We start from the raw sequence: 19,540 nt of genomic DNA, 5'->3' as shown, positions 1-19,540 counted from the left end.
CATGGAAGCAGGATAGCGGGCGGAAGCGAACCGGCAATGAAGAATTCCCAGGTCCCACGCGTGTTGCTGGTCGAGGACGACCCCACCAGCCGAGCCTTTCTGACCGCGGCCGTGGAAGCCGTGCCGGCGCAGGTCGACGGCGCCGACAGCCTGGCCGCCGCGATGGCGCTGGGCGCATCGACCGATTACCAACTGTGGCTGTTCGATGCGCACCTGCCCGACGGCAGCGGCAGCGAACTGCTCGAACGCCTGCGCCGCTCGCACCCGGCCACGCCGGCGCTGGCGCACACCGCCACCGGCGAGAGCGAAGTGCGCGACCGCCTGATCGCCTCGGGCTTCTCCGAGGTGCTGGTCAAGCCGTTGCCGGCGGCCGCGGTGCGCGGCGCGATCCGGCGCCTGCTGGGCCTGCCCGAATCCGATGCGCCGGCCGCCGCATGCGCGGCCGACGCCGACGCCGCGCCGGTCTGGGACGACGAGTCCGCCGCGCGCGCGCTCAACGGCAACCGCGCCCACATCCTCACCCTGCGCGGACTGTTCGTGCAGGAACTGCCGAACGCGCGGCGCTCGATCCTGGCCGCGGCCCAGCTGGGCAACCTGGAGGCCCTGCGCGGCGAACTGCACAAGCTGCGCGCCAGCTGCGGCTTCGTCGGCGCGGCGCGGCTGGGGCAGACAGTGCAGGCGCTGCAGGCGCAGCTGGATTCGGCCGAAGGGCTGGCGCGGTTCGACCAGGTCGCGCGCGAGACGATCGAACTGGCGGGTTGAGCTCGGGGCCTGTCCGGCGGCGATTTGAGCGGAAAGCGTCGGGCCTGAAGGCCCTCCCACAAAGGCGGTGTTAGCCGGCGTGCGGTGCGACGCTGCACACGGCGCCGATTGCTCAGGGATTGTCGTCGCGCGCCGCGGCGGGGCGCGATACGCGCGCCAGGTCGGCCATCATTTCCCAGGATTTCAGGCCGCGCGGGCCGAGGTGGTGGACCAGCACCGAGCGCAAGGCGTGGCGCAGGCCCGGCAGGTCGCTGGCGTCGGGCAGGCGGTCCTCGGCCAGGGCCAGCAGCGCGCGCCCGGTCGCCGCGGCGCTGCGTTCGCCGTGGCCGCGGTCGCTGAGCAGGCGGCGCGCGCCCTGCTCCGGGTCGAGGCGGTAGCGCGCGGCCGGGTCGATCGGCGCGCCGTCGGCGTCCGCGCTCCAGTCCAGGCCCGAGCCGAGCGCGTCGAGCAGGTCGCGCTCGAAGCGGCGCAGGGTCCAGGCCAGGTGCGGGCCGTCCAGGCGCGCGCGGGTGCGGCCGTAGAGTTCGTACAGCTCCGCGAACGGGTCGCCGCGCGGCACCAGCCGCAGCAGAAGTTCGTTGACGTAGAACCCGGCCAGCGCGGCGTCGCCGTGCAGGCGCGGCGCGGCGTCGATCGCTTCGGCCGTCGCCAGCCGCGCCAGTTCGCCGCGCAGCAGCGCCTCCAGGCGCACGTGCTGGAATGGCTGCAACGCCGCGCGCAGCACCTGTTTCTTCGGCCCCTGCACTCCGCGCGCGACCAGTCCGATGCGGCCGTGCTGCTCGCTCAACGCTTCCACCAGCACGCTGGTCTCGCGCCAGGGGCGCACGTGGAGGATGTAGGCGGGTTCTGCGGTGAGGCGCATGGCGCTCGAGGGCGGGGAATGAGGAATGGGCAACGATGAGGACGCGGCGACGGGGCGGGCGTGCGGCGGGTGGGCAGGGCCTTGCGCAAACCCGGCAGCTACGCCACCGCCCTTCCCCTCTTTGCGTTACCGCCCCGCTCCCGGCCTCACTCGTATCCCAGCTGGCGCAGCGCGGCCTCGTCGTCCGACCAGCCCTCGCGCACCCGCACCCAGGTTTCCAGGAACACCTTGGCGCCGAACAGGCGCTCCATCTGCACGCGCGCCTTGGCGCCGATCTCGCGCAGGCGGGTGCCGGCCTTGCCGATGACGATGGCCTTCTGGCCGTCGCGCTCGACCCAGATCACCGCGCCGATGCGCAGCATCGCGCCGTCGACTTCGAAGCGCTCGATCTCGACCGTGGTCGCGTACGGCAGTTCCTCGCCGAGCTGGCGCATGAGCTGTTCGCGCACCATCTCGCCGGCGAGGAAGCGCTGGCTCTTGTCGGTGATCTCGTCCTCGCCGTACAGCGGGCCCTGCTCGGGCAGCAGCGCCAGCACGGTCTTGACCAGCGCTTCCAGGCCGCTGCGCTTGAGCGCGGAGATCGGGTGCACGCCGGCGAATTCGCGGCCTTCGGTGATCTGGGCCAGGTACGGCAGCAGCTTGGTCTTGTCGGCGATGCGGTCGACCTGGTTGACCACCAGCACCACCGGCAGGCCGGCGCCGCGCAGGGCGTCATAGGCGAGCGTGTCCTCGTCGTCCCACTGGCCGGCGCGCACGACCAGCACGGCGGCGTCGACGCCCTCCAGCGAGCCGCGCGCGGCCCGGTTCATCATCCGGTTCATCGCCCGCTTCTGTTCGCGGTGGATGCCGGGGGTGTCGACCAGCAGCACCTGGCCTTCGGGGAAGGTGGCGATGCCGAGCAGGCGGTGGCGCGTGGTCTGCGGACGCGGCGAGACGATGCTGACCTTGGCGCCGACGAGGGCGTTGGTCAGGGTGGATTTGCCGACGTTGGGTCGGCCGATGACGGCGACGTAGCCGGCGCGGTGCGGAGTGGAAGTCATGGGGGAATTGTCCGCTTGAGCGGCGGGGACGGCAAATCCGGGGATTGGGGATTGGGGATTGGGGATTGGGATTGCGGGTCGGGCATCGGGCAGTGCCGGACCCGCCGCGCTCCCGCCTGCCGTCATCTCCGCGAAGGCGGGGATCCAGGGCTCCACCCAGGCATGGCGCTGAAGTCTCTGCATCCCCGCCTTCGCGCGGATGACGGCAAGCGGGGGACGCCTCGCCCGGGCAGGCCCGACGGCGCGGGCAGCCCGCAGCCATCCACCCGGCCGCGCAAACGACGAGGCCCGCCAAAAGCGGGCCTCCAGCATCGAACACTTCCGAGTTCCCGCCTCAATCGTCGGCCTTGAGCAAGCGCAGGACCTCTTCGGCGGCGAGCTGCTCGGCGGCGCGGCGCGACCCGGCCTCGCCTTCGGCGCTCAGCGGCGGCTGGCCGACGGTGCAGCTGACCCGGAAGGTCTTGGCGTGGTCTTCGCCGCTTTCCGACAGCAGCGCATACAGCGGCAGCGGTTTCTGCCGGCCCTGCAGCCATTCCTGCAGCCGGGTCTTGGCGTCCTTGCCGACCTTGTGCGCCGGCGGCAGGGCTTCCATCGCCGGCACGAACCACGGCAGCACCGTAGTGCGGCAGGCCTCGAAGCCGGCGTCGAGGTAGATCGCCCCGACCACCGCTTCCAGCGCATCGGCGAGGATCGAGTCGCGGCGGTGGCCGCCGGATTTCATTTCGCCCGGGCCCAGGGTCAGCCGCGCGCCCAGTTCCAGCGCGCGCGCGATCGGCGCCAACGCCGATTCGCGCACCAGTTCGGCCCGGGCGCGGGTCAGCGCGCCCTCGTCGGCCTGCGGCCAGCGCTGGTACAGCGCCTCGGCCACCATCAGGTTCACCAACGCGTCGCCGAGGAACTCCAGGCGCTCGTTGTGCGGCGCCCCGGCGCTGCGGTGGGTCAGCGCTTGCTCCAGCAGGGCCGGGTTGGCGAAGCGATGGGAGATCGGATCAGTCACCTTCTTTACTGGTCAGCGCTTGCTTGGCTTCGAAGTGGCCGACGACGTCGAGATTGGCGATCAGCGGCCGGCGCACCTCGTAGGCGACGGTGATTTCCAGGCCGCGGTCGTTGCGCTGGACCTTGAAATGCTCCTGCTTGACGCTGTCCACGTAGCTCATGTCCATGCGCCGGAAGAACAGGTCGCGGGCCTTGGCCGCGTCCATCTGGCCGGCGCCGGGCTCCTTGGCCAGGTCGGCGAGGGATCGCTTGACCGAGTAGTAGTCGGTGTACATCGGCACCAGCTTCATGCCGACGTAGGCGAAGACGCCCACCACCCCCAGCGTGATGATGAAACCGAGCAGTGTGATGCCGCGCTGATTACGCTTCATGAGCCTGTATCCCCATTGGATCCCGATTGCCGATCGTGCTTGCCATCCAGGGCACGCCGCTCCGTACCGCCCAGCCCCGCCGTCGCGAACCCCCGCCGCGACGGCCCCGGCCGTCAAGGAATGCTATTACCGATCCGGGAAAAATCCACGCCTTCGTCGAAGTTCATCCAGATCAGGAACGCCCGGCCGCGCAGGTTCTGCTCCGGCAGGAAGCCCCAGTATCGGCTGTCCTCGCTGTTGTCGCGATTGTCGCCCATCACAAAATATTCGCCCTTCGGCACGACCCAGTCGCCTTCGCCCTGGTCCAGCAGCGGCGACTCGGTGCGCAGCAGGATGCGGTGCACGTGGTTGCCGATCTGCTCGCTCAACTCCTGCGCGCCGGTCATTTCGGTGCCGTTGCCGCGGCCCTGGTAGGTGCCGACCGGGGTGTAGGGCACCGGCTCGCCGTTCACGGTCAGGCGGCCGTCGCGATAGCTGATCTTGTCGCCTGGCAGGCCGATGATGCGCTTGATCCAGTCCTGCTCGGGATGGTGCGGCGGACGGAACACGACCACGTCGCCGCGCGACGGCTCGCCCATCGGCAGCACCTTCTGGTTGCTGATCGGCAGACGCAGGCCGTAGGTGAACTTGTTGACCAGGATGAAGTCGCCGGTCAGCAGGGTCGGCATCATCGAGTTCGACGGAATCCGGAACGGCTCGGCGACGAAGCTGCGCAGGATCAGCACCACGAACAGCACCGGGAAGAACGCCTTGGAATAATCGACGACCACCGGCTCCTTGCCGTCGTCGAGCAGCCCCTCGCGCGCGGCGCGGCGCTTGGCCAGCACCAGCTTGTCGAGCAGCCACACCACGCCGGTGAACAGGGTCAGCGAGACCAGGGCGATTTCGAACCAACGCATGCTTGTTCCTTTGGTGGGAGCCGGGAATGGGGAACCGGGAATCGGCCGGAGCCGCCCCCGCTTTCCTCACGCCCTTACCGCTTCCCGCTAGTGGTTGAAGACGAAAACCTCGGAAAACCCGGATCATCCGAACCTCGCGACGATTCCCGATTCCCTTTCCCTATTCCCGTCCGAATTACTTGCTGTCGGTCGAAAGCACCGCGAGGAAGGCTTCCTGCGGGATCTCGACCCGGCCGACCTGCTTCATCCGCTTCTTGCCCTCTTTTTGCTTCTCGAGGAGCTTCTTCTTGCGGCTGATGTCGCCACCATAGCACTTGGCCAAAACGTTCTTGCGCATCGCCTTGACCGTGCTGCGGGCGATGATTTGCGAGCCGATCGCGGCCTGGATGGCGACGTCGAACATCTGCCGCGGGATCAGGTCCTTCATCTTCTCGCACAGCTCGCGGCCGCGCCGGTCGGCGTGGCTGCGGTGGACGATGATCGACAGCGCATCGACCTTGTCGCCGTTGATCAGCGTGTCCACGCGCACGAACGGGCCCTCCTGGAAACGCAGGAAGTGGTAGTCCAGCGAGGCGTAGCCGCGGCTGACCGACTTGAGCTTGTCGAAGAAGTCCAGCACCACCTCGGCCATCGGCAGCTCGTAGCTGATCTGCACCTGGCTGGCCATGTAGGTGATGCCGATCTGCAGGCCGCGCTTTTCCTCGCACAGCTTGATCACGTTGCCGATGTAGTCCGGCGGGGTGAGGATGTTGGCGCGGATCACCGGCTCGCGGATTTCCTCGACCATGTTCACCGGCGGCAGCTTGGCCGGGTTGTCCATCGGGATCACGGTGCCGTCGGTCTTGAGCACTTCGTAGATCACCGTCGGCGCGGTGGAAATCAGGTTGAGGTCGTACTCGCGCTCCAGCCGCTCCTGCACGATCTCCATGTGCAGCATGCCGAGGAAGCCGCAGCGGAAGCCGAAGCCCATCGCCTCGGAGCTTTCCGGCTCGAAGCGCAGCGCGGCGTCGTTGAGGCGCAGTTTTTCGAGCGCTTCGCGCAGCGCCGGGTAGTCTTCGGCGTCGACCGGAAACAGGCCGGCGAACACGCGCGGCTGCATCTCCTGGAAGCCCGGCAGCGGACCCGGCGCCGGATCGCCGGCCAGGGTCAGGGTGTCGCCGACCGGCGCGCCGTGGACGTCCTTGATCGAAGCGGTGATCCAGCCCACTTCGCCGGCGCCCAGCTTGGGCAGTTCCTTGCGCTTGGGGGTGAACACGCCGACCTTGTCGACCTGGTGGGTGCGCCCGGTCGACATCACCAGGATCTTGCTGCCCGGCTTGATCTCGCCTTGCATGACCCGCACCAGCGAGACCACGCCGAGGTAGTTGTCGAACCACGAGTCGATGATCAGCGCCTGCAGCTTGTCGGTGCCGCGCGGCTTCGGCGGCGGGATGCGGTGGACGATCGCCTCCAGCACCAGTTCGACGTTGAGGCCGGTCTTGGCGCTGATCGCCACCGCGTCCTCGGCGTCGATGCCGATCACCGCTTCGATCTCGGCCTTGGCGCGATCCACGTCGGCGGTGGGCAGGTCGATCTTGTTGAGCACCGGCACCACTTCCAGGCCTTGCTCGACCGCGGTGTAGCAGTTGGCCACCGACTGCGCTTCCACGCCCTGGGCGGCGTCGACCACCAGCAGCGCGCCCTCGCAGGCGGCCAGCGAGCGGCTGACTTCGTAGCTGAAGTCGACGTGGCCGGGGGTGTCGATGAAGTTGAGCTGGTAGGTGTTGCCGTCCTTGGCCTTGTACGGCAAGGAGACGGACTGCGCCTTGATGGTGATGCCGCGTTCGCGCTCGATCGGATTGGAATCGAGCACCTGCGCTTCCATCTCGCGCGCTTCGAGGCCTCCGCACAGTTGGATGATGCGGTCGGCGAGCGTCGACTTGCCGTGGTCGACGTGGGCGATGATGGAGAAGTTTCTGATCAGGTGCATGCAGGGCGACGCGAAATTCGCCGGCTCCAGGTTGAGCGGACAGGAAAATTAACGGGACATTATCGCACAGCCTCCGGCGCGAGTTGGCGGCCCGGCGGCGATCCGCGTCCGGCGACGGGCGTCCGCGTTCACGGATCGCCGCGTCCGCCCGCCCGGGCAAACCCGGACGGCGGATGCGAAGACGCCCGCCGCGATGCGGCGGGCGTCGGACCGGCCCCGGCGCCGCCGGCCGCGCCGGACCCGCCGATGCGGGTCCGCGCGGCCGCGACGCCGGCGCGGCTCACTTCGTTTCGGCGGCCTGGACCGCGATGAACTGGGTCTGGGCGCCGCGCCGGACCAGCAGCATCACGGTCTGGCCCGGACGCACCCCGGCCAGCGCCCGGTTCAGCGCCGCCGCGTTGGCGACCGCGGTGCGGCCGACCGAGAGCACCACATCGCCCGGACGCACGCCGGCGTCGCCGGCATCGCCCGGATCGCGCACCAGCACGCCCTCGCCCGCCTTCAGGCCCAGGCGCTGGCGCGCGGCCTGGTCGACGTCCTGGACGACCAGGTTGAGCGGATTGCCCTTGACGCTCGGCGCCGAGGCATCGTCGCGGTCGGCCGGGCCCGCCCCGGCCGCGCCGCCGGCCATGCTCGCGTCGAGTTCGTTGACCGCCGCGTCGAGCTCGACCGTCTTGCCGTCGCGGAACACGCCCAGCCGCGCCTTGGAGCCCGGCGCCATGTTGCCGATCAACGGCGGCAGGTCGCTGGATTCGCGCACCTGGGTGCCGTTGACGGTGCGGATCACATCGCCGGCCTGCAGGCCGGCCTTCTCGGCCGGGCCGCCGGGGACCACCTGCGAGATCAGCGCGCCGTTGGCGTCGGGCAGGCCCAGGCTCCTGGCGCCGTCGATGGTCATCGCCTGCACCACCACGCCCAACTGGCCGCGGCTGACCTTGCCCTTGGCCCGCAGTTGCTCGGCCGAGTTCATCGCCACGTCGATCGGGATGGCGAAGCTCACGCCCATGTAGCCGCCGGAGTTGGAGAAGATCTGCGAATTGATGCCGACCACCTCGCCCGAGGTGTTGAGCAGCGGGCCGCCGGAGTTGCCCTGGTTGATCGCCACGTCGGTCTGGATGAAGGGCACGTAGCGCTGGTCGGCGTAGGGATTGGCGCGGCCGACCGCGCTGACGATGCCGGCGGTGACCGAATGGTCCAGGCCGAACGGCGAGCCGATCGCCACTACCCACTGGCCGGCCTTGGTCAGCCCGGCGTTGGCGCTGCGCAGGAACGGCAGGCCCTTGGCGTCGATCTTGAGCAGGGCGACGTCGGACTGCTCGTCGCTGCCGATCACCTTGGCCTTGAACTCGCGCCGGTCGGTCAGCTTGACGGTGACGTTGTCGGCGCCGTCGACCACGTGGTGGTTGGTCAGCACATAGCCGTCCTGCGAGATCAGGAAGCCGCTGCCGATCGAGCGCCCGCCGCCGCGCGGCTGGCGCGGGCCCTGGTTGCCCGGCCCCTGGCCGCCCGGGCCGGGGAAATCGGGGCCGAAGAAGCGGCGGAAGAATTCGGGAATCTGGTCCTCGTCGGGCATCTGGTTGCGCGAGCGCGCCTGGCGCTTGGGCGTGATCTCGGCGCTGATGTTGACCACCGCCGGCCCCACCCGCTGCACCAGCGCGGTGAAGTCCGGCAGGCCGGCGACGATCGGCGCGGACGGCGTCGCCGACGGCGGCGGCGCGATCGGCGTGGTCGGCGGTTGCGCGGTGCAGGCCACCGGCAGCGCGGCGAAGATCGCGCCGACCAAGGCGAGCGACTGGAGCGGCCGGCGGCGTGCGGAAGGAGTCGTGGTCGGAACGTGGATCGGCAGGGTCATGACGGCGGCCTCGGTACGGCTGGGGTTGTCCATGGTGAGGGGCGATTGGCGGCAAAACCGCGGCAAACCGACCCCGTTGCGCGGGCGGGCCGCGCAGGCGGGAGGGATTTCAGGGAGGGTCCGGCCATCGTCGTCGGCGCGGACCCGACCGGCGCGATGCGGGCGGGCCCGCATCGATCGGCCGGCGATATCGAACAGCCTACGGCTGCTGCGGCTGCGGTTCCTGGACCGGCGGCCGGGTTCGCGCGGCGGACGCGTCCTGCGCCGGCTCGAACGGGTAGAACGAAGGCGACACCAAGGCCGAACCGCCGTAGCTGGCGCTGTAGGCGCTGTTGCTCGGGTAGTTCGGCAACGCCGCGCGCGGCCAGGGCCGCGCCGCCGGGGTTTCGCTCTGCTGCGGCCGGAACGGGTTGGCGTGGCCGGCATCGGCGACGGCGGCCATCGGCGCGGCGCCGGCGGCGACCTGCAACGGCGCCTCCTGAACCTGGCGCTCGGACGCGCGCACCGCGGCGCGCTGGCTCTGCCCGCGCGAACGGCGTTCGTTGAGGCGGCGCGGAAGTTCGGCCACGGCCACCGCGGCACCGGCGGCGATGCCGGACGCGTCGGCCGAGGTCAGCCCGGTCTCGGCGGCCGCCGGCACCTGCGCGGCGAGCGCTTGCGGCGCCTGCGCCGGAACCGGTTGCGGCACGGCCGGGGCGACCGGCGCGGCCGCAGCGGCGCCCGGCGCGGCCTGCGCGGCGACCTGGGCCGGATCGGCCACGCCGCTGGCGGCGTCGTCGGAGAACGGCCGCGCCACGAACAGCGCCGCCACCGCGACCGACGCGGCCAGGGCCGCGCCGCCGATCCAGCCGCGGCGCGAGCCGGCGGCCTTGCGCGGCTTCAATTGGGTTTGCGCCGGCGGCGCGGCGGCGGCCTGGCTGGCCTGCAGCGCCGCATCGGCGGCGATAGCCGCGGCGACGCGCTCGGCGAAGCCGGACGCGGCGAAGCCCGGCGCCGGCTCGGCCGCGCCGTGGGCGCGGCGGCGCAGCACGTCGCCGCACAGCTGCCAGCGGCCGCAGGCCTCGCGCCATTGCGCGTCGTGGCCGAGCCGCTTGAAGGCGAAGCGCGCGGCATCGCCGTCGAGCTCGCCGTCGAACAGCGCGCTCAGCGCCTCGTTGTCGTCGCCTGGGTGAATGGTGGAAGTCATCAGTGAGCGCGCTCCCTGGTGCGGTGAGTACCCTGGTCTTGATTGTCCAGAAGGGGCCGAAGTTCCGTATCGATCGCCTCGCGGGCGCGGAATATGCGCGAACGCACGGTGCCGATCGGACAATTCATCTTCTGCGCGATCTCTTCGTAGCTCAGGCCGTCCACCTCGCGCAGGGTGATCGCCGATCTCAATTCCTCCGGCAGGGATTCGACCACGCGCATCACCGTGCGTTCGATCTCCTGCCGCAGCAGTTCGTGTTCGGGGGTGTCGGTATCGCGCAGGCGCACGCCGGTCTCGAACTGCTCGGCGTCGCCGGCGTCGATGTCGTCGGTCGGCGGGCGACGGTTCTGCGCGACGAGGTAGTTTTTGGCGGTATTCACGGCGATGCGGTGCAACCACGTATAGAACTGGGCGTCGCCGCGGAAATTCGCCATCGCGCGGTAGGCGCGGATGAAGGTTTCCTGGGCCACGTCCTGGCATTCGCTCCAGTCGGGGATGTAGCGCCCGATCAGCGCGGTGATCCGATGCTGGTACTTGCGCACCAACGCATCGAAGGCCGTGCTGTCGCCGCGCTGGACACGCCTGACCAGCTCCTGGTCCAACAACTCGTTATCGGCCATACCGCGCCGGCACTCCTGTCGGCTCGGCACATGGCCGAGCAATGGGACAACCCTGTCGGGGCAAAAGTTCAATCGTCGCAGTAATGGGGCCGCCGGCGACCGCTCGCAACCGCCAAGTGTCACACACCCGGCGCCCTGCCCGCCCGCACGCCGGCTGAAAGGCCCGCCGGACGGTCCCGGGCCGGGGCGCCGGCGCTACCGATTTGACGGCAGCCGAACCAGATCGGGATGATAGCGGCCTATTCCATACCTGAACGGATGGTGCGGCATGACTGCAGCCCTCGACGGCCTCCCCGCGTTTGACGGGCTCCGCGCCCGCCACTGGCATACCGAACTGCGCGAGGACGGGGTCCTGGTGCTGTCCTTCGATCGCGCGGGCTCGCCGGTCAACACCTTCGCCCAGGAGGTGCTGATCGAACTCGACAGCCTGCTCGAGCGCCTCGCCCTGGACCCGCCCAAGGGCCTGGTGCTGCGCTCGGCGAAGGCCACCGGCTTCATCGCCGGCGCCGACATCAAGGAATTCCAGACCTTCGACGAGAAGGGCACGGTCGGCGATGCGATCCGCCGCGGCCAGCAGGTGTTCCAGCGCCTGGCCGAACTGCCCTGCCCCACGGTCGCGGCGATCCATGGCTTCTGCATGGGCGGCGGCACCGAGATCTCGCTGGCCTGCCGCTACCGCGTCGCCAGCACCGACCCGTCGACCCGCATCGGCCTGCCGGAAGTGAAGCTGGGCATCTACCCCGGCTGGGGCGGCAGCGTGCGCCTGCCGCGCCTGGTCGGCGCGCCGGCCGCGTTCGACATGATGCTGACCGGCCGAAGCCTGTCGGGCTCGGCCGCGCGCGCGATCGGCCTGGTCGACAAGACCGCCGAGCCGGCGGTGCTGGTCGACACCGCCGCCGCGCTGGCCCTGCGCGGCGCGCAGCGTCCGTTCAAGCAGCGCTTCACCGCCTGGGCCAGCAACACCTGGCTCGCGCGCAAGATCCTCGCGCCGATGCTGGTCAAGCAGGTCGCGCGCAAGGCCAAGAAGGACCACTACCCCGCGCCGTACGCGCTGATCTCGACCTGGGAGCGCGCCAGCGGCGGCGTACAGGCGCTGCTCGCGGCCGAGCGCAAGTCGGTGGTCAAGCTGTCGGGCACGCCGACCGCGCGCAACCTGATCCGGGTGTTCTTCCTGCAGGAACGGCTCAAGGGCCAGGGCGGCAAGGACCACAAGATCAAGCACGTGCACGTGGTCGGCGCCGGCGTGATGGGCGGCGACATCGCCGCGTGGTCGGCCTACAAGGGCTTCGAGGTCACGCTCAGCGACCGCGAGCAGCGCTTCATCGACGGCGCGCTGGAGCGCGCGCAGGCGCTGTTCGCCAAGAAGGTCAAGGACGAGGCCAAGCGTCCGGCGGTGGCGGCGCGGCTCAAGGGCGACCTCGCCGGCGACGGGGTCAAGGACGCCGACCTGGTGATCGAGGCGATCATCGAAAAGCCCGAGGCCAAGCGCGAGCTGTACGACGCGGTCGAACCGCAGCTCAAGCCCGACGCACTGCTGACCACCAACACCTCGTCGATCCCGCTCGACGAACTGCGCGAACACATCCGCCGCCCGGCCCAGTTCGCCGGCCTGCACTACTTCAACCCGGTCGCGCTGATGCCGCTGGTGGAGATCATCCGCCACGACCGCATGGCGCCAGAGACCGAGCAGCGCCTGGCCGCGTTCTGCCGCGCGCTCGACAAGCTGCCGGTGCCGGTCGCCGGCACGCCCGGCTTCCTGGTCAACCGGGTGCTGTTCCCGTACATGCTCGAAGCCGGCACCGCGTTCGCCGAGGGCATCCCGGGCGCGGCGATCGACAAGGCGGCGGTGAAGTTCGGCATGCCGATGGGGCCGATCGAACTGATCGACACCGTCGGCCTGGACGTGGCCGCCGGCGTCGGCGCGGAACTGGCGCCGTTCCTCGGCCTGACCGTACCCGCGGCGCTGGCCGGCGTGGAGCCCGGCAAGCGCGGCAAGAAGGACGGGCAAGGCCTGTACAAGTGGGAGAACGGCCGCGCGCAGAAGCCCGAACTGGCGAAGGACTACAAGGCCCCGGCCGACCTGGAGGACCGCCTGATCCTGCCGATGGTCAACGAAGCGGTGGCCTGCCTGCACGACGGCGTGGTCGCCGACGGCGACCTGCTCGACGCCGGCGTGATCTTCGGCACCGGCTTCGCCCCGTTCCGCGGCGGCCCGATCCAGTACGTGCGCGAAACCGGCGTGGACAACGTGCTGACCCGGCTCAAGCAGCTGCAGGCGCGCTACGGCGAGCGCTTCGCCCCCCGCCCCGGCTGGGACTCGCCGGCGCTGCGCCCGTAAGCGCAACGAGCCCCACGAAAAAGCCGCGCCCCGCGCGGCTTTTTCTTTGCGCCGATTCCGACCAACGACGCGACCGCATCCCAACCGCCACCGTCATTCCGGCGAAAGCCGGAATCCGTTTAGCCGTTGCCGTTGCACTTTGCTCTTGGCCTGGACGCAACCTCGACCGAGGCCCACGCCCCGCAGCCCCGCAGGGCGTGCGCATGGATGCGCACGCGCGCCATGGGGCAGGATGCCCCTTATGGCGCGGCCCCGCGCCCGGTGCTGGACCTGGTGGCTCTTGATTCGAAACAGCAATGCCTTTTCTTTGGTTACTTTCTTTGTGGCTTTGGACAAAGAAAGTGACCCGGCCGCTTGCGGACGGACGCTTTGGATGTTCGCTTGTCGTCACGCGCCACCGCGACAAAGGTTGACCTTCCCGCGGCACGCCCCCTGTAGGAGCGGCGCAAGCCGCGACCGCGCCATCGCGGCGATTGCGAAAGTCTCGTCGTAGTTGCGTTGTCGCGGTCGCGGCTCGCGCCGCTCCTACAGTCGCAAGCGCAACCGTCCAAGGCCCCTGCGGCAGCGGCGCCCCCCGACTTCCACGCCGAGAATCCCGCAACAGAGAAAGCCCCGAAAACCCCAAGGGCCGATACCGCCGCACAGCGCGGCGAACGATCACATCGTGTGCGTCGGCCGCTCCGCGCTCAAGGTCCCCGCCAGCAACGCCTCGATCTTGCCCTTGACCGCATCGCCCTCCGCCGTCTCGGCGAACTGCACGCCGATGCCCGCGGTGCGGTGCCCCTGCGCGCCGGTCGGCGTCACCCAGACCACCTTGCCCGCCACCGGCATGCGCTCGCCCGATTCGGGCAGGGTCAACAGCAAGAACACCTCGTCGCCGAGGAAATAACGCTTGGGCGTGGCGACGAAGATGCCGCCGTATTTCAGGAACGGCATGTAGGCGCTGTACAGCGCCGCCTTGTCCTTGATCGTCAGCGACAAGATGCCCTGCCGCGCTGCGCCCGCTGGTGCGTTCATGCCCTTCCTCCCCCGGCGCGGCGCGCTTCGTCGCTGCGCCAGGCCATCAACAATTCGGTGACCGCCAGATCGGCGCGGACCGTGGTCCGCAGCAGATCGCGGGTTCGGTTGGCCCGGTCGAACCAGGACGCAAGACTGCGCGCGCGCGCCGGGTCGGTCAAGCCGGCGCTGGCTTCGGCGAGCGCGATGTCCGACGCATGTCGCAGACGCAATACCGCGTGCTCGTCGCCGACCCAACGCTGCGCGACTTCGGGCGCGGAAGTCTCGCCGCGGCCGAGCTTGGCCAGGTCGGCGGCGACTTCGCGGCGCAGCTTGAGGCCGTCGCCGGTCAGCCATTCGTGCGCCAATCCGGGATGGCCGCGCGCCGCATCGAAGGCCTCGCGCGCGGCCGCATCGGCGTGGCCCTGGGCCTTGAGCCAGGCCAGCGCCTCGTCCTGCGGCGGCAGGCGGAATTCCAGGCGCTGGCAGCGGCTGCGGATGGTCGCCGGCAGGCGCGCCGGATGCGAACTCACCAGCCACAGGTAGCGGCCCGGCACCGGCTCTTCCAGAGTCTTGAGCAAGGCGTTGCACGCGGCGGTGTTGATCGCGTCGGCCGGATCGATGATCGCGATCTGCGCGCCGCCGTACTGCGGCGTCAACGACAGCCGCTCGGACAGGTTGCGGATTTGTTCGATCACGATTTCGCTGCGCAGCTTGGTGCCTTCCTTGTTCGGCACGAAGCTGACGAGCTGGTAATCCGGATGGGTGCCCGCGGCCAACAGCAGGCAGCTGCGGCAGTGGCCGCACGGCCCGCCGTCGGCGACCGGTTCGCGGCACAGCAGGCCTTGCGCCAAGCGCTGCGCGACCGCGCGCTTGCCCAGTTCGGCCGGGCCGCAGAACAGCAGCCCGTGGCCGAGCCGGCCGGCGGCGATGGAGGCCTGGGCCTGGTCGTAGATGCGCCGTTGCCACGGCGCGAAGGCGGCGCTCATGCGGCGTCCTCGGCGGTGGCGGCGATCAGCGCGCGCAGCCGCGCCACCGCCTGCGCGGCGACCGCGTCGGCGGGCTGGGCGGCGTCGATCACTTCGAAACGCGCCGGCTCGGCCGCGGCGCGGTCGCGATAGCCCTGGCGCACGCGTTCGAAGAACTCGTTGCGCTCGCTTTCGATGCGGTCGGCGGCGCCGCGCCCGCGCATGCGCGCCAGGCCGACGTCGACCGGCACGTCCAGCAGCAGCGTCAAGGCCGGGCGGATGCCGACCACGCGCCGCTCCAGTTCGGCGATGAAGTCCGCATCGCCGCCGCGGCCGGCGCCCTGGTAGGCGTAGCTGGCGTCGGTGAAGCGGTCGCTGACCACCCAGGCGCCGCGCTGCAGCGCCGGCAGCACGGTCGCGCGCACGTGCTGGGCGCGCGCGGCGAAGGCCAGCAGCAGTTCGGTCTCGTCGGTGGCCGGCTCGTGCTGGGTGTCGAGCATGAGCCCGCGGATCTGCTCGGCCAACGGCGTGCCGCCGGGCTCGCGGGTGTAGACGGCCTGGATGCCGGCGGCTTCGAACGCGCCGCGCAGCGCCGCCAGCACGGTCGACTTGCCGGCGCCTTCGCCGCCTTCCAGGGTGACCAGCCGCGGCCAGGTGCGCAGGCTCATCGGCTCGCTCCCGGCGGCGCGGGCGGCGCGGACGCGGGCGGGGCTTCGGCCGCTTCCTCCAGCAGCGCCTTGCCCTCTTCCGGCTGCCCGCGGCCCTGGTTCTGGCGATAGCGCTGCAGGTACAGGCGCACGTTGGCCTGGTGCTGGGCGTAGGTCGCGGCGAACAGGCTGCGGCCGCTGCCGTCGCCGGCGGCGACGAAGAACAGCGCATCGCCGGGCGCCGGATTGGCCGCGGCCTTGAGCGCGGCCAGCCCCGGCATCGCGATCGGCGTCGGCGGCAGGCCGGCGCGGGTGTAGGTGTTGTACGGCGTGTCGGTCTGCAGGTCGCGCTTGCGGATGTTGCCGTCGTACGCCGAGCCGATGCCGTAGATCACGGTCGGGTCGGTCTCCAGGCGCATGCCCAGCTTGAGCCGGCGTTCGAACAGCCCGGCGATCTGCGCGCGCTCGGCCGGCACGCCGGTTTCCTTCTCCACGATCGAGGCCATCGTCAGCAGCTCGTACGGGGTCTTGAGCACGCTGTCCTTGTCGCGCCCGGACCACGACGCCGCCAGCGCCTTGTCCATCGCCGCGGCCGCGCGCTTGAGCACGTCCAGGTCGCTGTCGCCGCCGGTGTAGAAATAGGTTTCCGGCAGGAAGCGGCCTTCCGGGTGCTGCCCGCCCTTGCCCAGCGCCTTCATCAGCGCCGCGTCGTCGAGCTGCGCGGCCTGCTGCTTGAGCTTGTCGGCGCGCGCCAGCGCCGTGCGCAGGTCGCGCACGTTCCAGCCGTCGACGATGACGAAGCGGTGGCTGACGACCTTGCCGTCGCGCATCGCCATCAGCAGCGCGCGCGGGCTGGTGCCCGGCGCCAGCGCGTACTCGCCGACCTGCAGCCGCCCGGCCGCGCCGAGCTGCTTGGCCAGCAAGCGCCATTCCAGTTCCTCGCCGACCGTCACCCCGGACGCGCGCAGCTTGCGCACCACCGTCGGCAGCGAGTCGCCGCGCTCGACCAGCAGGCTCTGGTCCGGCTGCAGCCCGCGCAGCGGCGCGTCGGCGAAGCCGAGGTAGCGCTGCCACGCCCACCCGCCGCCCGCGGCCAGCGCCGCCAGCAACAAGACGATCACGATCAGGCAACCGCAGCCGCGCTTGCCCTTCTTTTCCTTTGCCGCCACGCAACCTCCACTGAACGATCCGGGCCCGCCGCGCCGCCGCGGACCGGCCGCCGCGGATGCGGCGGCTCAGTCGTCGCCGGGGACGAAGGCGGGATGCGCGTCGCCGAGCCGGCGCCGCAGCCCGGCCACGGCCGGATGCGGCGCCCACTGCCGCTCGCCGAGCCGCGCCACCGGCAGGATACCGCGCACGGCGTTGCACAGGAAAATGGCATCGGCGCGTTGCAGTTCGTCGGCCGCCACCGCCGCGACCCGCGCTTCGCCCAGTTCGATCAGGCGCTGCCGGCACACGCCGGCCACGCCGCAGCGGTCCACCGGCGGGGTGGTCCACTGCCGCCCGTGCAGGACGAATACGTTGGCGGCGGTGGCGCAGACCGCCTCGCCCGCGGCGTTGCGCAGCAGGCCCTCGTCGATATCCGGATCGTCCCATTCCGCCCGCGCCAGCACCTGCTCCAGCCGATTGCAGTGCTTGAGCCCGGCCAGCGCCGGCTGCTCGGCCAGGCGCAGTTCGCACCAGCGCAGGCGCAGGCCGCCGGGGCGCGGCGACGGCGGCAGCGGGTGGCGCGAGAGGGTCCACACCGGCGCCGCCTGCGCCGGCGGCGCGTAGCCGCGGCCGCCGGCGCCGCGGCTGAGGATCAGCTTGAGCACCGCGTCGGCGCCGTCGAGCAGCTCGACCGCCTCGGCGCGCATCTGCCGCGGATCGGGCAGCGCCAGGCCCAGGCGCCGCGCGCCGCCGCTCAGGCGCGCCCAGTGCGCGTCCCACCACGGCAGTTCGCCGCCGTGCGCGCGCAGGGTCTCGAACAGGGCGTCGCCGTAGGCCTGGCCGCGGTCGAACGGCGGCAGCGCCGGGAGGCGTCGGTCGCCGTGGAAATAACGGGCTTCGGGAAGCGGGTCGGGAGCCATGCCGGCATCGTACGCGGGCGCGCCGGACGCCGCGCGGCCCCGCCGTCGCCTGCGCGACGCAAAAACAAAAAACCCGCGGAGCCGCAGCCCCGCGGGTTCGTTGCGACCCACAAAACCGGTCAGACCCGCTTGAACACCAGCGTCCCGTTGGTCCCGCCGAAGCCGAACCCGTTCGACACGGCCACGTCGATCTTCTTCTCGCGCGCCACGTTCGGCACGTAGTCCAGATCGCAGCCCTCGCCCGGTTGGTCGAGGTTGATGGTCGGCGGGATGATGCCGTGGTGCAGCGCCAGCACCGAGAAGATCGCCTCGGCGCCGCCGGCCGCGCCGAGCAGGTGCCCGGTCATCGACTTGGTCGAGCTGACCATCATCTTGTAGGCGTGGTCGCCCAGCGCGCGCTTCATCGCCAGGGTCTCGGCGAGGTCGCCGAGCGGGGTCGAGGTGCCGTGCGCGTTGAGGTACTCGACCTGGTCGGGATTGATCCCGGCGTCCTTGAACGCGGCGACCATGCAGCGCGCCGGGCCCTCGCCGTTCTCGCTCGGCGCGGTCATGTGGAACGCGTCGGAGCTGGCGCCGAAGCCGGCCAGCTCGCAATAGATGCGCGCGCCGCGCGCCTTGGCGCGTTCGTACTCTTCCAGGATCAGGATGCCGGCGCCGTCGCCGAGGACGAAGCCGTCGCGGTCCTTGTCCCACGGCCGCGAGGCGCGGGCCGGGTCGTCGTTGCGGGTCGACATCGCCTTCATCGAGCAGAAGCCGCCGACCGAGGTCGGCGAGGAGCCGCGCTCGGCGCCGCCGGCGACCATCACGTCGGCGTCGCCGTACTGGATCATGCGCATCGCCACGCCGATGGAATGGTTGGAGGTGGCGCAGGCCGAGACCGCGGAGAAATTCGGGCCCTTGGCGCCGGTGATCAGCGAGATCTGCCCCGGCAGCATATTGATGATGGTGCTGGGCACGTAGAACGGCGAGATCTTGCGCGGGCCGCCCTCGTGGTACTTGATGGTCTGCTCCTCGATGCCGAGCAGGCCGCCGATGCCCGAGCCGACCAGCGCGCCGATGCGCTCGGCGTTGGAGTCGTCGACGACGATGCCCGCGTCCTGCAGCGCCATCAGCGAGGCGGCGACGCCGTAGTGGATGAACTCGTCCATCTTCTTCGCGTCCTTCGTGCTCACCCCGTAGCGGGTGATGTCGAAGTCGCGCACTTCGCCGGCGATGCGGGTGGTGAACGCGGCGGGATCGAAATGGGTGATCGGACCGATGCCGCAGCGGCCGTTGACGATGCCGTCCCAGCTGCTGGCGACGTCGTTGCCGAGCGGAGAAACGAGGCCGAGGCCGGTGACGACCACGCGGCGGTTGAAGGAACGGTTGGACATTCAGCCTTACCTCTTGGGAGCAATCTTGTTTGAAACAGATCGGTCTTGTTCGAAGCGGATCGGTCTTGCTCGTGGCGGGTAGGACGCGATCGGACCGGATCGGTCCGTCGCGACCCGGCCGCGGGCGCCGCGCGCCGCGGCGACCGTACGCCGCCCAACGCTACGCCGGCGTATCGACCGGCCGGAAAAGCACGGGGCCGCATTGCGGCCCCGGTGGGTTGCTCATCGATCCATTGCGATGGTCGTGCGATGGTCGCCGCAACGCATGCCGTCGGACGCCGCGCGCGAACGCTCGTGCGCGGGCCCGTCGCGGCGGATTACGACTTGACGTGCGCCTTGACGTAATCGATCGCCTGCTGCACCGAGGTGATCTTCTCGGCCTCTTCGTCCGGGATCTCGCACTCGAACTCTTCCTCGAGCGCCATCACCAGCTCGACCGTGTCGAGCGAATCCGCGCCGAGGTCGTCGACGAACGAAGCGTTGTTGGTGACCTCTTCTTCCTTGACGCCCAGCTGTTCGACCACGATCTTCTTGACGCGTTCTTCGATGCTGCTCATGGATGCTGCTCCTCCCGTGAGGGGTTTTTCGATGG

At 70.6% G+C, this 19,540-nt stretch carries 18 protein-coding genes; 2 read left to right on the top strand and 16 right to left on the bottom strand.

Translation table 11 applies throughout. From position 1 onward, the window contains the following. Window positions 1-36: 36 nt before the first annotated feature. A complete protein-coding gene (locus BLV01_RS06770) occupies window positions 37-762 on the top strand; it encodes an Hpt domain-containing response regulator (RefSeq protein ID WP_254782531.1) in 726 nt (241 codons plus the stop codon). A gap of 112 nt (window positions 763-874) precedes the next feature. Here the strand turns inward: BLV01_RS06770 and recO are convergent, their stop codons facing one another. The 9 genes from recO to rpoE form a co-directional block, all read right to left on the bottom strand. Further along, window positions 875-1,624: a DNA repair protein RecO gene (gene recO / locus BLV01_RS06765; protein WP_091795720.1), complete on the bottom strand. Its 750-nt coding sequence runs from the start codon at window positions 1,622-1,624 to the stop codon at window positions 875-877. 146 nt (window positions 1,625-1,770) lie between these two features. After that, a complete protein-coding gene (era, locus tag BLV01_RS06760; RefSeq protein WP_091795716.1) occupies window positions 1,771-2,664 on the bottom strand; it encodes a GTPase Era in 894 nt (297 codons plus the stop codon). Window positions 2,665-2,998: 334 nt separating this feature from the next. After that, window positions 2,999-3,661 (bottom strand): ribonuclease III, encoded by a 663-nt coding sequence (gene rnc, locus BLV01_RS06755; RefSeq protein ID WP_091795713.1) that lies wholly within the window; start codon window positions 3,659-3,661, stop codon window positions 2,999-3,001. Beyond that, window positions 3,654-4,031: a DUF4845 domain-containing protein gene (locus BLV01_RS06750; RefSeq protein ID WP_091795710.1), complete on the bottom strand. Its 378-nt coding sequence runs from the start codon at window positions 4,029-4,031 to the stop codon at window positions 3,654-3,656. Before BLV01_RS06750 ends, rnc begins: the two co-directional genes overlap by 8 nt. Before the next feature lie 113 nt (window positions 4,032-4,144). Further along, window positions 4,145-4,930, bottom strand: a complete 786-nt coding sequence (gene lepB, locus BLV01_RS06745) for a signal peptidase I (RefSeq protein WP_091795708.1) — start codon at window positions 4,928-4,930, stop codon at window positions 4,145-4,147. A 175-nt stretch (window positions 4,931-5,105) separates the two neighbouring features. Next, on the bottom strand, window positions 5,106-6,899 hold the full coding sequence (gene lepA, locus BLV01_RS06740; protein WP_091795705.1) for a translation elongation factor 4: 1,794 nt from the start codon (window positions 6,897-6,899) through the stop codon (window positions 5,106-5,108). A gap of 280 nt (window positions 6,900-7,179) precedes the next feature. Further along, entirely contained in the window at window positions 7,180-8,751 is a 1,572-nt protein-coding gene (locus tag BLV01_RS06735) for a Do family serine endopeptidase (protein ID WP_091795921.1), read from the bottom strand. A 199-nt stretch (window positions 8,752-8,950) separates the two neighbouring features. Next, window positions 8,951-9,937: a sigma-E factor negative regulatory protein gene (locus tag BLV01_RS06730; RefSeq protein ID WP_091795702.1), complete on the bottom strand. Its 987-nt coding sequence runs from the start codon at window positions 9,935-9,937 to the stop codon at window positions 8,951-8,953. Then, a complete protein-coding gene (rpoE, locus tag BLV01_RS06725; protein ID WP_091795699.1) occupies window positions 9,937-10,557 on the bottom strand; it encodes an RNA polymerase sigma factor RpoE in 621 nt (206 codons plus the stop codon). The genes BLV01_RS06730 and rpoE overlap by 1 nt, the downstream gene beginning before the upstream one ends. A gap of 268 nt (window positions 10,558-10,825) precedes the next feature. Here rpoE and BLV01_RS06720 point away from each other — a divergent pair, with 268 nt between their 5' ends. Next, window positions 10,826-12,895 carry a 3-hydroxyacyl-CoA dehydrogenase NAD-binding domain-containing protein gene (locus tag BLV01_RS06720; RefSeq protein ID WP_091795696.1) on the top strand — a complete coding sequence of 690 codons (2,070 nt, stop codon included), beginning with the start codon at window positions 10,826-10,828 and terminating at the stop codon, window positions 12,893-12,895. 657 nt (window positions 12,896-13,552) lie between these two features. Here BLV01_RS06720 and BLV01_RS06715 read toward each other — a convergent pair. The 7 genes from BLV01_RS06715 to acpP form a co-directional block, all read right to left on the bottom strand. Beyond that, on the bottom strand, window positions 13,553-13,912 hold the full coding sequence (locus BLV01_RS06715) for a PilZ domain-containing protein (protein ID WP_091795692.1): 360 nt from the start codon (window positions 13,910-13,912) through the stop codon (window positions 13,553-13,555). After that, complete coding sequence (locus BLV01_RS06710) at window positions 13,909-14,880, bottom strand: DNA polymerase III subunit delta' (protein ID WP_091795689.1); 972 nt, start codon at window positions 14,878-14,880, stop codon at window positions 13,909-13,911. Before BLV01_RS06710 ends, BLV01_RS06715 begins: the two co-directional genes overlap by 4 nt. Next, entirely contained in the window at window positions 14,877-15,527 is a 651-nt protein-coding gene (tmk, locus tag BLV01_RS06705; protein ID WP_091795686.1) for a dTMP kinase, read from the bottom strand. The genes BLV01_RS06710 and tmk overlap by 4 nt, the downstream gene beginning before the upstream one ends. Beyond that, a complete protein-coding gene (mltG, locus tag BLV01_RS06700) occupies window positions 15,524-16,675 on the bottom strand; it encodes an endolytic transglycosylase MltG (RefSeq protein WP_254782530.1) in 1,152 nt (383 codons plus the stop codon). Before mltG ends, tmk begins: the two co-directional genes overlap by 4 nt. Before the next feature lie 66 nt (window positions 16,676-16,741). Further along, window positions 16,742-17,575, bottom strand: coding sequence for an aminodeoxychorismate lyase (gene pabC / locus BLV01_RS06695; RefSeq protein WP_091795683.1), 834 nt, complete (start codon window positions 17,573-17,575; stop codon window positions 16,742-16,744). Window positions 17,576-17,694: 119 nt separating this feature from the next. Continuing rightward, window positions 17,695-18,948, bottom strand: coding sequence for a beta-ketoacyl-ACP synthase II (fabF, locus tag BLV01_RS06690; RefSeq protein ID WP_091795680.1), 1,254 nt, complete (start codon window positions 18,946-18,948; stop codon window positions 17,695-17,697). 317 nt (window positions 18,949-19,265) lie between these two features. Beyond that, on the bottom strand, window positions 19,266-19,505 hold the full coding sequence (gene acpP, locus BLV01_RS06685) for an acyl carrier protein (protein WP_031373652.1): 240 nt from the start codon (window positions 19,503-19,505) through the stop codon (window positions 19,266-19,268). Between the last annotated feature and the right edge of the window lie 35 nt (window positions 19,506-19,540).

Origin of the sequence: Lysobacter sp. yr284, assembly GCF_900107375.1 — a bacterium.
Lineage (GTDB): Bacteria > Pseudomonadota > Gammaproteobacteria > Xanthomonadales > Xanthomonadaceae > Lysobacter.
Note: the sequence above shows the minus strand (reverse complement) of the source record. Positions and strands in the feature narration are given on the sequence as shown.